This is a genomic window from Idiomarina rhizosphaerae (assembly GCF_024159085.1).
GTDB classification, from domain to species: Bacteria; Pseudomonadota; Gammaproteobacteria; order Enterobacterales; family Alteromonadaceae; genus Idiomarina; species Idiomarina rhizosphaerae.
In genome coordinates, this window is sequence record NZ_JAMZDE010000001.1 from 175,942 (window position 1) to 189,275 (window position 13,334).

Annotated in this window: 10 protein-coding genes; 5 read left to right on the forward strand and 5 right to left on the reverse strand. The window is 46.9% G+C overall.

Going from position 1 to position 13,334, the window contains the following annotated elements; translation table 11 throughout:
• Nucleotides 1-5: 5 nt before the first annotated feature.
• Nucleotides 6-998, reverse strand: a complete 993-nt coding sequence (gene ubiU, locus NJR55_RS00950) for a ubiquinone anaerobic biosynthesis protein UbiU (RefSeq protein ID WP_253617025.1) — start codon at nt 996-998, stop codon at nt 6-8.
• Nucleotides 999-1,091: 93 nt separating this feature from the next.
• Between ubiU and ubiT the strand changes: the two genes are divergently transcribed.
• Both ubiT and hemN read left to right on the forward strand, forming a co-directional pair.
• Nucleotides 1,092-1,589, forward strand: coding sequence for a ubiquinone anaerobic biosynthesis accessory factor UbiT (ubiT, locus tag NJR55_RS00955; protein ID WP_253617026.1), 498 nt, complete (start codon nt 1,092-1,094; stop codon nt 1,587-1,589).
• A 34-nt stretch (nt 1,590-1,623) separates the two neighbouring features.
• On the forward strand, nt 1,624-2,985 hold the full coding sequence (gene hemN, locus NJR55_RS00960) for an oxygen-independent coproporphyrinogen III oxidase (RefSeq protein ID WP_253617027.1): 1,362 nt from the start codon (nt 1,624-1,626) through the stop codon (nt 2,983-2,985).
• A 215-nt stretch (nt 2,986-3,200) separates the two neighbouring features.
• Here hemN and nhaD read toward each other — a convergent pair whose 3' ends face one another.
• The 3 genes from nhaD to nrdG all read right to left on the reverse strand — a co-directional run bounded on the left by nhaD (nt 3,201) and on the right by nrdG (nt 7,140).
• Nucleotides 3,201-4,634: a sodium:proton antiporter NhaD gene (nhaD, locus tag NJR55_RS00965; protein ID WP_253617029.1), complete on the reverse strand. Its 1,434-nt coding sequence runs from the start codon at nt 4,632-4,634 to the stop codon at nt 3,201-3,203.
• Nucleotides 4,635-4,825: 191 nt separating this feature from the next.
• Nucleotides 4,826-6,664, reverse strand: coding sequence for an anaerobic ribonucleoside-triphosphate reductase (gene nrdD / locus NJR55_RS00970; protein ID WP_253617032.1), 1,839 nt, complete (start codon nt 6,662-6,664; stop codon nt 4,826-4,828).
• 2 nt (nt 6,665-6,666) lie between these two features.
• On the reverse strand, nt 6,667-7,140 hold the full coding sequence (gene nrdG, locus NJR55_RS00975) for an anaerobic ribonucleoside-triphosphate reductase activating protein (protein WP_253617034.1): 474 nt from the start codon (nt 7,138-7,140) through the stop codon (nt 6,667-6,669).
• A gap of 371 nt (nt 7,141-7,511) precedes the next feature.
• Between nrdG and NJR55_RS00980 the strand changes: the two genes are divergently transcribed.
• From NJR55_RS00980 to NJR55_RS00990, 3 genes are all read left to right on the forward strand, one after another.
• The gene (locus tag NJR55_RS00980; protein ID WP_253617036.1) at nt 7,512-9,752 is read left to right on the forward strand and encodes a nitric-oxide reductase large subunit; all 2,241 of its coding nucleotides are present in this window, start codon (nt 7,512-7,514) and stop codon (nt 9,750-9,752) included.
• 75 nt (nt 9,753-9,827) lie between these two features.
• Entirely contained in the window at nt 9,828-10,103 is a 276-nt protein-coding gene (locus tag NJR55_RS00985; protein ID WP_253617038.1) for a hypothetical protein, read from the forward strand.
• A 74-nt stretch (nt 10,104-10,177) separates the two neighbouring features.
• Nucleotides 10,178-11,974, forward strand: coding sequence for an ATP-binding protein (locus NJR55_RS00990; RefSeq protein ID WP_253617040.1), 1,797 nt, complete (start codon nt 10,178-10,180; stop codon nt 11,972-11,974).
• 21 nt (nt 11,975-11,995) lie between these two features.
• Here NJR55_RS00990 and NJR55_RS00995 read toward each other — a convergent pair whose 3' ends face one another.
• Nucleotides 11,996-13,300 carry an MFS transporter gene (locus tag NJR55_RS00995; protein WP_253617042.1) on the reverse strand — a complete coding sequence of 435 codons (1,305 nt, stop codon included), beginning with the start codon at nt 13,298-13,300 and terminating at the stop codon, nt 11,996-11,998.
• Nucleotides 13,301-13,334 lie beyond the last annotated feature (34 nt).

Consider the following 13,334-nt stretch of genomic DNA (forward strand, 5'->3'; position numbering starts at 1 on the left):
ATTGGTTACTTCCATTTCCGGTGGTACGCGCCCAGCGTCGTTTGACTGCCTTCAGAAAGTGAGGCCAGAACCGAATTCCAGTTATCTTCCACTTCAAAGGCATCAGGGTCGGTCATAACGGCATCGATAGCCTGACGCCAGACTCTGGTAATTTGCGACACATAAGCCGGGCTGCGCTGCCGACCTTCAATTTTTAAGGAGGCAATGCCTTCTTTATAAAGCTGCGGCAACAAACTTAAGGTATTCAGGCTGGTCGGTTCTTCCAGTACATTGTAAATTTCGTCGTCAACCGAAAAACGCCCTTTGCATAAAGTGGGATAACCCGCCTTTTCATTTTCACCAAAGCGGTCTATAAGCACGCCGTTAAGCCGTGACTCCAGTTTGTTATCCTGTTCGTCCCACTCGACAAAAGCTGCGGGCGAACAGGCACCTGCTGTATTGGGCGACTCACCGGTCAGATAAGAACTTAAGTAGCAGCGCCCTTCTGCCATAATGCAGAGGCTGCCAAAAGCAAAAACCTCCAGCTCGACGTCAGTAGTGCGCGCCAGTGCTCTGACTTGCTGCATAGACAGCACTCGGGGCAAGACCACCCGTGACACGCCAAACTGCTGGTAAAAACGGATGGCTCCGGCATTGGTTGCAGAGGCCTGCACCGATAAGTGCCTTTCAACTTTGGGGTACCTTTCAGCGGCGTAAGCCAGAACCGCGAGATCTGCAATAATCAATACATCAGCACCGGCCAGAACAGCATCATCAACTGCCCGACGCCATTTCTCCCAACTGTTGGCATGTGCAAAGGTATTAATGGCAACGTGCAGTTTACGACCATGCTTGTGCACATAGTCCGCTGCTTCTGCTAGCTTCATCTGATTTAAATTCAGACCCGCGAAATGACGCGCATTGGTTTCATCCTTTAACCCCACATAGACCGCATCGGCACCATTTTCTATAGCCGCTTTTAATGCAGGGATACTTCCGGCCGGACACAGCAATTCCATTTAAAACCTCTATTTAATATTTTGTAGCACCCTAATTATTAATTCATTATAGTGCTCAAAACTTTTATTTTGTTGTTGCAAACGGAGCAAAATATGAATACCACCAACTGGGTATCTTCTATACCCAAAATAATTCGGCCAATAAATAAATTAATTCCGTCGAAATTTATTAATTTCGGATCTGAAAAGTTATTAAACCTTTTATTTAAGGAAGAAATTTCTTCAGGAGAGCTTAATTTTATTTCCGGGAACATAATAGAGATAAAGGTCAAAGACATTGATTTATCTCTATTTTTGACGTTAAAAGGAAGTCAACTGAAATCCCTTAAGGGCCCAGTAGAAGCAGACGTACAGCTATCATCAGACGGTGACGCACTGCTTTTGCTGATTTACGGAAAGGTTGACCCCGACACATTATTCTTTAATCGAAAACTAATGGTGAAAGGCAATACCGAATTAGGGTTACATTTAAAAAACTTCTTAGACACTATTGAGGTAAATCAAAAGCTACCAAGGGCCTTATATTTAATAGGAGATCGGTTTAGTGATTTTATTTATAAAGAAAAAGGTGAAACAATACAGACAAGTTAATTAAATAATTTTTGACTGGGGTCAAGGGGTGGTTATGAGTACAGTTACCTGGGATAAAGAGTTAATAGAAAAATACAACATTAATGGACCTCGTTATACGTCTTATCCCACAGCGTTAATGCTTTCCGAACAATTTTCAGAAAGCCGCATAGAAGCCGCGCTGAAAAATGCAAATGACGGACTGTGTCTGTATTTACACTTGCCTTTCTGCCACAAGCTTTGTTATTACTGTGGTTGCAATAAAGTAATTACCCGCCACCAGCATAAAGCCGATAAGTATCTGGATTACCTCGCCCGCGAAATGGCGATGTACCAACCTATGGTAAAGGACAAAAAGATCCGCCAGATTCATTTAGGCGGTGGTACCCCTACTTTCTTGACCGAGCAGCAACTGACCCGCCTAATGGAACTGGTTCATCAGCATTTTACTTTCGCGGACAACCCTGAAGTCAGCATAGAGATTGACCCGCGCAGCTGCAGCGACGAAAAGCTTCGCCATTTACGCGAGTTAGGTTTTAACCGTGTGAGCTACGGGGTGCAGGACTTCGACAAGAAAGTTCAAATTGCTATCAATCGCGTACAGGACATTGAGCTTATTGCGCATCAGCTAAAACTCAGTAAAGAGCTAGGCTTTGACTCAATTAACTTAGACCTTATTTACGGCCTGCCTTACCAGCGTCCGGAAACCTTTAAGAAGTCTATTGAGCAAGTCATTGAAATGGATCCCGATCGCATTTCAGTGTTTAGCTACGCCCATTTACCCCAGCGTTTCGCTGGTCAGAAGAAAATACCGGAAGAGTCCATTCCGCAGCCATCGGTTAAGCTGAGTCTGCTGGAACAAGCCATTACTCAGCTGAACGACGCCGGTTATCAATTTATCGGCATGGACCATTTTGCAAAAAAAGACGATGGCCTTGCCATAGCTCAGCGCGAAGGACGTTTGCAGCGTAACTTCCAGGGCTACACCACCGACGGTCAGGACGCACTGCTGGGCTTAGGTGTTTCATCCATTAGTCAGGTAAACGGTGTGCTATGGCAACACGAAAAAGAGCTACCGGCTTACTACAAAATGATAGATAACGGACAAAAACCCATAATAAAAAGCATGGCGTTAAACGACGAAGACAAGCTGCGAGCCGCATTAATTTCTCAGGTTATTTGCCATTTCGAGCTTGATATAGAAGCTTTTAAAGCAGAGTGGGATCTGGACGATTTCTGGGCTCATTTCGCCGAAGCCATACCACTACTAAAACCATTCATTGAAGACGGCTTAGTCGACGTTTCCGACAAGAAGCTCCGCGTCACCGACTTAGGTCGCCTCTGGGTTCGCAGCATCTGCGCCTGTTTCGACGAATACCTGGATCACGGCCAAAACCACTACTCCAAAGTCGTTTAGCTGGCTGGGGGCGGTAGCTTCCGAAAAGCGAGTGCGACGAAGCATCCAACGAGATCGAGGTAGAGCAACAGGGGAAGGTGTTGAGGGAAAGGGCTGTTGCGCTCAGAGAGTGTGTGGCGCCAAGGATGGCGCCACCCAAGCCCCCAGGGATAGGTTTACGGCGTCTCTCTGAGCGCAACAGCCCTTTTCCGAGAAAGCCTTTCCCTCTCCCTCCACTAACTCAGGAAAGTGGCTTGGTTTAGCCATAGGTGTAGCAGGATGCTGGCTGCGTAGCCTATTGCTATTACCGGTGTCCATTTTAGATGCGACATAAAGGTGTAGTAGCCTCTGGCTTGTCCCATTAAGGCAACGCCTGATGCGGAGCCAATAGAAAGCAGGCTGCCGCCGGTGCAACAGGCCAGGGTTATTAACAGCCAATGTCCGGTGGACATTTCAGGATCCATGGACAGTACCGCGAACATCACAGGAATGTTATCCACGAGAGCGGAGACCACGCCGAGAATAGTGTTTGCTATGGTTGGGTCTAAACCACCATAAAGAGACTCGGACAGTAAACCTAAGTAACCCATAAAGCCTAAACCACCGACACACAGCACAATGCCGTAGAAAAACAGCAAAGTGTCCCATTCGGCACGGGAAACCCGGCTAAACACGTCGAATGGCACTACACCACCGAGTTGTTGCAGGCGCTTTTGGTCGCCCTCGCGTTCAGCCATTGCACGTTTGCGCGCCAACGAACCCGGCAGGGTCATACGCAGGAAGTAGCCGAAAAACTGTAAATAACCCAAACCCATCATCATGCCAAGCACCGGCGGTAAATGCAGCCAAATATGACACGCGACCGCGGTCGCAACAGTTAATAAAAACAAAAACGTAATGCGCAGGGCTCCGCGCTTAAGCTCCACTTCGGTATGCAGCGTTGTCGGGCTTTTGTTCTCAATAAAGAAGCTCATGATAATTGCGGGTATTAAGTAGTTCACTAACGCCGGTAAAAACAACTGCAGGAACTCGGTAAACTCTACCTTGCCGGACTGCCAGACCATAAGCGTGGTTATGTCCCCAAACGGGCTGAATGCACCGGCGGCATTAACCGCTATAACAATGCTGGAACAGCATAGCGCGACAAACTTTTTATTGCCCTCGGCAACTTTCATGACCACAGCCGACATCAACAGAGCGGTGGTCAGGTTGTCCGCAATAGGCGAAATGAAAAACGCTAAAAAGCCGGTTATCCAGAAGAGCTTTCTATAGGTAAAGCCCTTTTTCATCAACCAGGCGCTGAGCGCATCGAACAAACGCCGTTCTTCCAACGCATTGATGTAGGTCATTGCCACCAGCAAAAACAACATCAACTCTGCGAACTTTAGTAAGTTTTCCCGGAAGGCTTCTTCCGCCAGAACAGCATTGTCGCCACTGTAAACAAACCCTATGAGTATCCATATAACCCCCGCCGCAACCAGCACAGGCTTGGATTTTCTCATGTGCAGTTTCTCTTCACCCATCACCAAAATGTACGCAAGGATAAAAATAACGATGGCAGCGTAACCAACGGTAGATGACGTGAGATCGATACGGTCAGCAGAGGGTTCTGCAGCCAGTACTGATACCGAAAACAGCAGCGAAATGACGGTAAACAGCAATCTTTTCATAGCGTTTTTTCAGTGCAGTTCAGAGCCAAAAGATAAACTGCACCAACTCTCCTTGTTGGTTGGTGGTTAAGAATAAAAGTGGTTGATTATTCCGGCTGGAATTTTCGCGCGGAGATTACCACAAAACTCGAATTCTGAGAGCTACAGAAAGAGGGAAAATTAATCCCTCTCTGTAAGCATTTTGTGCCACTTTAGCTTGCTCTGCGCAATACCCTATTGGATTGTGCCGCACCCACAGCAACCTCGGCTGGCTGCTTGCGATGATAATGACGCAAATGGTGTTCTTTTCGACGGCCTGCACTAAAAGCAGACACACGTTTTAAGTAACCAATAACCCGGGTTCCGTAGTCGATATCTTCAGAACCACAGCAGGAACATTCGCTTAAGGTGCGTTTATCAATGTGCTCGCAGGCGTTACAAATGGTAATTTTGACGTTAATGCAGAAGTAATTACAGCCCGTTTTCGCGGCAATATTGAGTAACGACAAATAGCCTGAGGTGTTGAGCTTTTCATCAAGGTTCAAATGCAATGCCGAACCGCCATCCAGGTATTCAATCAATTCTTTTCCGTGAAGAACCAGTTTATCCAGTGCATTGGCATCTTCGTCTTCTACGGCATAAAAGTAGGAGTTGTAGCAGTCACGGCTCACTTTATAACCGTCAGCTCTGTCCCACTTGGCGTTCTTCACACCCAGGTTTTCTGCTGGCACAAACTCAGTGTTAAACATATACCCATACTCTTTTTTCGCAGCTTTATTAGCGTCGTAAATCACTTTTAAATGGCTTTGCACAAAGTCTTTATAGGTCTGGTTGTTACCCGCGGTGATCCCCTGCGATTCCGCCGCTTCAACCATGCCGTTAATACCAATAGTCAAAAACTGCTTGTCCAGGGTAATAAAGCCGGCGTCATAGACCGTTAACAGACCCGCTTCCTTGTATTCTTCCATCAACTTCCTGTAAGCCACCTGATATTTGTGAATTTTGCTGACTTCTTCCTCTAAATCTCTGTCATCCTGCACCAAACGGTTCATGTTCATGGTAATGACATTAATAGAGCCCGTAGCGACACCACCGGCACCCAGGGTATAAGAAAAGGTATTGTCGCTAATTTCGCTACGTAGTCGGCAACATGAAGCTAACGAGTCGGCATTGTCAGATAAATAAACAAAGAAGGAATTACCATTTGCCATCTCACCGGCTACTTTTTCGGCAAATGCCTGATCTTTGCATTGTCCCTTGTCGGTTAACATGGCCACAGTCACCACCGGGAAGGTCAAAATCGTCTTTTCCCGTTCCTTATTAAACCAATCCAGGAAGAAGTCCTGCAACGCACTGACTGAGCTCCACTCCGGTTTCGTGAAGTCCGCAGGGAAAACAAACTCACCAAACATGCTGTCAAAGTAATGCTGGTCGTAAATGGAAATATTCCAGAACACGCTCTGGTAGCCCCGGGCAGCCGCAGGCTGATTCAGCGCATAAACCACGTGCTGCAGATGGTTTTCAATTTGGTGACGATGCGTATTCAAATAATCGTCGCCGTAGTCTTTGCGGGCAAAGTAATCGAAGTAGGTTAGAAACTCGACCGTAGCGACTGCCCCGGCAAACTGCGAGCTTACGGCAAAAACAAAGTTCACAAAAGTACCGCAGAAAGACTCCAGATGCTTAGGCGCCTGAGACTCGCCACCCAGCTTGGTTAAGCCATCACGTAAAAACGGGTACATAGTGACTGAAACACAGTAAGGTTTCAGGCTGGTTTCGTCGTGCACGTAAATTTCATGATCTTCAATTTGTCTAACGTACTCTTTTGCCAGGTCGTTACCAAAAAGCTCACTGATTTTATTACTGACTTGCTTGCGGTTAACCTGCACAAAAAAGTCTTTCATTAACTCAGCTTCAAGCGTTGCTATATTCTTTTGTGTGACGTTGGCGTTTGCATCCATTTTCGAGCCATCAGCCGCATTTTGAGCATGCAGATACTCGTGAATGAAATCGACTTTGCCAGTGACTTGTTCTTCGTTTAAGCGCAACATAATTATTCTCCTGTTTGAAACTTGCAGTTCAATAACTGCTGGGTTCGTAAATCATAAAAGCGTTGATTGGTGGTTGGGCTTTCCAGCCCGCCCCGGGCAGCAATCCACGGTCCGGTTTTTAAATAAGTCAGTTGTTCGCGAAGGGTCAGTGAGACATTCTCATACCCGGTATACAGACAGGTCTCCAGCCCTTCGTTTCGTACTTGCTTTAATAGTTTCAGTAGTGCTTCGGGCTGCCATTCGCCGCCCAGAAATAGAACGCAGCTAATTAACCCGTGGTATTTTTCCAACTGCTGCGTAAGATGCTCCGGCGTTAGCGGAGAACCACTTCCCACCGGCCAGCTATCCACACTGTGGCAGCCTTTACAGCCAACCGGGCAGCCGGTAATGGTGTAAGCTAAGGCAACTTCCCCCGGCACTTCTTGCCAGACAACTTGCTCCGCACTGTAATGTAGCCTTGTAGGGTAAACCGCCATAAAACACCATATATTGTTATTAATTTAAAAATAATCACTACATATTGTGCTTCAGCATAGTTAAGTCTGTTTCGGCCGCATTGATCCCGCTCAAGATTTAAGCAAGAAGGAAAAAATGACGGGATCCTTAAAGAGATACCCATTAAAGGGTAGAAATAACCTTTAGGGTACTTTTAACCACAAAAGTAAAAACAACCTAATAAACTTAAGTCATAAATACCCTTTTAAAATTAAATGCCTTATTTATCAATAAATTAAAATATGGCCTCAATATTGCACTTAGGTGAATGCATAGCGAATTAATAAAAATTCTCTGCTCATAAATCTATGGAGTAACAATATGAAGCTGTTCAGCATCAAGGAGGTCAATTATGGCCGGTTATCGTAAGCTTTGGTGGACGTTAATTGCGGTTCTCGCAATTACCTTTGGACTTTTAGGGTATTTTGGAACGGAAGTTTACCGGGAGGCTCCGCCTATTCCGGATAAGTTCATGAGTACCAATGGCAAAGTCATTGCAACCGAAGAGTCTGTTTTAGACGGGCAAACTGCCTGGCAGTCTGTTGGTGGCATGCAACTCGGTTCCATTTGGGGGCACGGTGCTTACCAGGCGCCCGACTGGACAGCTGACTGGTTACACCGCGAACTTCTTGCCTGGCTGGACATTCGCGCTAACGAAGTCTTTGGCAAACCCTACGAACAGCTTGAGGGTTCGCAGCAAAATCAACTTGAATACGAGCTGAAAGAAGAGTATCGGACTAATACTTACGATAAAGCTTCAGATACCGTTATTCTAAGTGAACGACGCATTCAGGCTATTGAGCAGACCGGCGAGTATTACTCAAAGCTGTTCAGCGATGACCCGGAGCTGCGCCCTACCCGCGTTAGCTACGCCATGAAAGAAAATACGCTTCCTTCAGAAGCACGTCGTGCGGTAATGAACGACTTTTTCTTCTGGACAGCCTGGGCCGCATCAACAGAGCGCCTTGACTCCGACATTACTTATACAAACAACTGGCCACATGAAACCTTGATAGATAACGTGCCTAGCGCGGAAAATATTATCTGGTCTATTGTCAGCGTTATTCTCTTAATTGCTGGTGTCGGTTTCTTAATCTGGGCATGGGCGTTTTTACGTCAACACGATGAAGAAGACCCTGTTGCCCCAGAGCATGATCCCATAGCCAAAATTAAGCTCACGCCCTCACAAAAAGCCTTAGGTAAATACCTGTTTATTGTGGTTGCGCTGTTCTCGCTACAAGTTTTACTGGGAGGCTTAACCGCACACTACACAGTCGAAGGACAGGAATTCTACGGCATTAATATTTCAGAGTGGTTCCCCTACTCACTAACCCGTACCTGGCACATTCAGGCTGCCATGTTCTGGATTGCCACTGGGTTCCTGGCTGCAGGCCTCTTTCTTGCGCCGATTATTAATGGCGGTAAAGATCCTAAGTATCAGAAACTGGGTGTTGATATCCTGTTCTGGGCATTGGTTCTGGTTGTTGCAGGTACCTTTATTGGGAACTGGTTAGCCATTGCGCAAATTATGCCTGAACACCTGAACTTCTGGTTAGGTCACCAGGGTTACGAATACGTCGACTTAGGTCGCCTATGGCAAATTGGTAAGTTCCTGGGTATCGTTTTCTGGCTGGTACTGATGATGCGTTGTGTTGTCGGAGCATTTAAAGTTAAAGGCGATAAGAACTTACTGGCGTTATTTACCGCTTCGGTTGTTGCCATTGGCCTGTTCTACGGTGCCGGCTTCTTCTACGGCGAGCGTACTCACATTTCTATTATGGAATACTGGCGCTGGTGGATTGTTCACCTGTGGGTAGAAGGCTTCTTCGAAGTGTTCGCAACGGCTTCACTGGCCTTTATTTTCCACAGCATGGGCTTGGTTTCCCGCCGCATGGCAACCGTCGCGGCATTAGCTTCCGCATCACTGTTTATGCTCGGTGGTGTACCAGGTACGTTCCACCACTTGTACTTTGCCGGTACAACCACTCCGGTCATGGCCGTGGGTGCAACGTTCTCAGCATTAGAAGTCGTGCCGCTGATTGTTCTTGGCTATGAAGCCTGGGAGAACTACAGCCTGCAAAAACGAGCAACCTGGATGCAACGCATTAAGTGGCCGTTACTTTGCTTCGTTGCGGTTGCCTTCTGGAACATGCTTGGCGCAGGTGTACTCGGCTTTATGATCAACCCACCTATTTCGCTGTACTACGTGCAAGGCTTGAACACTACGCCAACTCACGCACATGCAGCTTTATTTGGTGTGTACGGATTCCTGGCGCTTGGTTTCGTGCTATTGATTCTGCGCTACATTCGCCCGAACCTGCAGTTCGATGAAAAACTGATGAAAATGGCATTCTGGACCATGAACATTGGCTTAGCACTAATGCTTTTCACCAGCTTGTTGCCGGTCGGTTTCATTCAGTTCTACGCCGCTGCCAGCGAAGGCTTGTGGTATGCGCGCAGTGAAGCCTTTATGCAACAACCTCTATTACAGAACTTACGCTGGTTCCGTACCGTTGGCGACATGGTCTTCATCGTAGGTGCGTTAGGCATCAGCTGGCAAGTTGTAAAAGGCTTAAAGCATAAGTCTGATTAACCCTTAATAAACCAAGCTTCTGCAATTGTTGCGGAAGCTTGGTTTTTCTTTTGCGGGGAGTTTACTGGAGGATGTATGAGCCGCAAACCCGATACCAAAACCGCTATGTATCAGTTACTCGATGTCATTCGCGAGCACATCCCTTTTGGCTTAAAAGAAGCGGATATGTGCCAGGGTATTTGTCGTGGTTGCTCTAAAAAAATGATGGAAATGCTGGATGCTGAAGTCAGCCAATGGCAGGCCGACCTGGACAACGAACTGGCGGAGCCAACCTTAGCGGACCTAGTTTTTATGGAGAAGTTAGCGCGCCGAACCGAGAAAGTTCTTCACCGCAATAAACTGATGAATTAATCCGCACTTATTTGTTCCCTTCTTTCGAAATGCTATATCATGTACCGGAATTTTCACTCAGGACGTCGCCCGGAATGATACGCAACGCTTCTATAATTAATGTCTTCAGAGTATCGCTCGCGCTTATCGTAATCGTTGCCAGCGCCTCTTCTCTATCTGCATTCTGGCTTTTGGAAAAATCAGAGCAGGACGCTGAGTTGATTAACGTTGCGGGCTCACACCGGATGAAAGCCTATAAGTTCGCGCTGCAGCTATCGACAGGTAAGAATGTTCAGGCCCGCGAAACAGCGCAAGAAATAGAGACACTCTGGGAACAACCTTTGCTTCATCGCCACTTCGTCAAAGCTGGCGGCAGTATTCAACAGTTAGCCAAAGACGCCAAAGCCGAATGGCAACGGGTACACTCCGAGATAGCGGAGCAAGACTTTGTTCGCTTTTCCCAGCAGCAAAGTAACGCCATAGACAACTATGTGAATCAACTGGACACTCTGGTCGGCCAGCTGCAAGAGCACTCAGAAAAACGGATGGAGACGGTTCGCAGCTCCCTGGCTCTAGCCTCATTCTTTATCGTTGCCATATTTTTCTTTTTACTTACCGTGCTAAAACGAAAAATCAACCAACCGCTTCGGCACCTGCTGGCGGTTTCCAAACGTTTGGGTCAGGGCGACTTCACCGCTAAGTCAAAAATCGATAACGAAGATGAAATAGGCCAGCTGTCCCGCACAATGAACAAGATGTCGGAAACCGTCAGCTACTTTTACGGTGGTCTTGAACGCCGGGTAGAGCAGCAAACTCAGGAGCTGTCGCGCAAAAACAAGGTGTTGTCCTTTCTGTACGATACCGCCCGCTCCATTATCGTGCACAGTTATGACTACAATAATTACCAGCAAGTTATCGAAAAGCTGTACGAAATTGGCGAAGTGGATGACATTGAGTTATGTCTGTTAACGGAAGAAGGCAATCGCCCGTTTTTGCAACTGCAACCGCGTCCCAATTCACACGAACCCTGTGAGGCCGGTGACTGCGCTACCTGCCTTAAAGCAGGCCCTGGTGCTTCGGTAATAGAAGACAAACTGGTTTATCGCTTTGTGCTAAAACGGGAAGATCAAAACTACGGAGTATTAATTGTTCGCTGCGAGCAGGGACAGCCTCTGGCAACCTGGCAACAACAACTAATGAGTTCAACAGCGGACCAGCTGGCTCTATCACAAAGCCTGAAATCTGAGGAAGAGCAAGTACGCCGGCTGGCATTAATGCACGAGCGTACCGTTATAGCCCGCGAGCTTCACGACTCACTGGCACAGGCTTTGTCCTACTTAAAAATTCAGGTTACGAGACTACACAAAGGCATTGAGAAGAACGATCGCGCCACTATAGATGATGTCAGTAACGAGCTGAGAGAGGGCCTTAACTCAGCCTACCGGCAGTTGCGGGAATTGCTCACAACTTTCCGCTTAAAAGTAGATGGTTCAGGACTTTACAGCGCATTACAAACGACGGTTAAGCAGTTAACCGAACAAAGTAATATGGTTGTCCATCTGGACTATCGCCTTAATAATATTCCGCTGGTGCCCCATGAAGAGATCCATTTACTGCAAATTATTCGTGAAGCCAGTCAAAACGCGGTAAACCATAGTCAGGGGAGTGAAGTACACATTAGTCTGTCGCAGCCCAGTGGACAGGACGTGGAACTTAAAATTACGGATGATGGCATCGGTTTACCTGAAAATGCGGAGAAGGTTAACCATTACGGGTTAGCCATTATGCAGGAACGCAGTCGTAATCTTGGTGGTGAAATAAAAATCTCAAGACTGGAAAGCGGCGGAACCGAAGTTTGCTTCATCTTTACACCGGACTACTTGTTGCAATAGTAAAAGACACCGTCCGCGCTCTTAAGGGTTATAGAACTGACCATGCCGACGCAAATAGACAAAGCCATTTAACAAAAATCCGATAACATAAAAAACAATGAAGTCGATATAAACGGTATCCATATTTTGTGACTGCAAAGCCCAGGCAAAACGCAAGGGCAAATAAACCGCGCCCAGCATGGCGATAGTGCCCGCCCAAATTAAAACTCTGTGAGTATAAGTTCTGGGAAAAACTTTCGTCATGCTGACAACGACCGAGCCGTTTCCTAAAGCGCTGGTAAAAATCAGCCCCAACATGCTGATGAAGAAAGGCTCAAAGTAGAGTTCAGTGGCACCATGTTGAGCAAAATACATGTAGCGACCAGCCAGAGCCCCAAATATCATCATTAGTAACAGACTCACTTGCGTTATCAGGGCACCACCAAAAATAGTTGCCAGCCAACGCCCGAAAGGCCTGGCTAACAGAGCAATAAAAGGCCCCATCCACACCAGAATTAAGGTGCTGTAACCAAACACAAATTCCAGCATCAAAGGCAACGCCATAGTAAAGCCGATAAAACTGCCAAACGTCATGTTGTACAAAATACTGCAATACCAGACGTGCCCATTGTGAGTCAGCAGCTTTCTTAAGGTAACTTTGGGTAATGACTGTTTGTGGTTTGACCATAACGCAGCCGCCGCGCTCAGAATAGCTGTCAGACCAAAAAGAATCGCCCAGACAAAACTGAAATTGTTTAGCAGAATAGCCTGGCCTGCCTCAATGCGAGAAAAAAAGTGACCACTACTGCGTTCAAGTATAAGAGTGGAATCTACCGCAGCCAGCTGCCAGGTAGCCAGCAGAGGAACAACTAACTGAGCTAAAAACAGAGAGAATATCGTCATGCCAATAACCAGGCTCATGGACAACGGCAAGGGGGTCATGATTTTTGACTGACGAGTTAGGTCGAATGCGGACGCAAACATCATGCAGCCAATGCCTGACCCGGCGGCTAAAGCAACCAATATAGGATAGCTCAGCTGCACAGCTGAAAATTGCACAAAGCTGATAATACTAATTAGCAGCATAAGAGTGGCAATCACTGTAGGCATCCACCGTCCGAGGATGTTTGCCAGCAGAGTTCCTAACAGCTTGGACACTGCCCCGCTTGCACCAGCAATAGCAACTAATGACAACAACTGAACCGGGCTTAAGTGTAGGTTTGATTTTGCCAGCAATACAACGATAACGCTCCAGCTTGCCCAAAAGGTGACACCCAGTAATAACACACTCAGTGTTAACCCACGGGAAAGCGCGCGAGAACCGAGGTAATCACGAAAATCGCTCATTGTATTCGCTTGCGAAACTTTGCCCATAACATTG

Excerpts from the sequence above, each read along its gene's own strand:
- NJR55_RS00995 (WP_253617042.1), bottom strand. The coding sequence starts at position 13,300 with ATGAGCGATTTTCGTGATTACCTCGGTTCTCGCGCGCTTTCCCGTGGG.
- NJR55_RS00985 (WP_253617038.1), top strand. The coding sequence starts at position 9,828 with ATGAGCCGCAAACCCGATACCAAAACCGCTATGTATCAGTTACTCGAT.
- NJR55_RS00990 (WP_253617040.1), top strand. The coding sequence starts at position 10,178 with ATGATACGCAACGCTTCTATAATTAATGTCTTCAGAGTATCGCTCGCG.
- nrdG (WP_253617034.1), bottom strand. The coding sequence starts at position 7,140 with ATGGCGGTTTACCCTACAAGGCTACATTACAGTGCGGAGCAAGTTGTC.
- nrdD (WP_253617032.1), bottom strand. The coding sequence starts at position 6,664 with ATGTTGCGCTTAAACGAAGAACAAGTCACTGGCAAAGTCGATTTCATT.
- hemN (WP_253617027.1), top strand. The coding sequence starts at position 1,624 with ATGAGTACAGTTACCTGGGATAAAGAGTTAATAGAAAAATACAACATT.
- ubiT (WP_253617026.1), top strand. The coding sequence starts at position 1,092 with ATGAATACCACCAACTGGGTATCTTCTATACCCAAAATAATTCGGCCA.
- ubiU (WP_253617025.1), bottom strand. The coding sequence starts at position 998 with ATGGAATTGCTGTGTCCGGCCGGAAGTATCCCTGCATTAAAAGCGGCT.
- nhaD (WP_253617029.1), bottom strand. The coding sequence starts at position 4,634 with ATGAAAAGATTGCTGTTTACCGTCATTTCGCTGCTGTTTTCGGTATCA.
- NJR55_RS00980 (WP_253617036.1), top strand. The coding sequence starts at position 7,512 with ATGGCCGGTTATCGTAAGCTTTGGTGGACGTTAATTGCGGTTCTCGCA.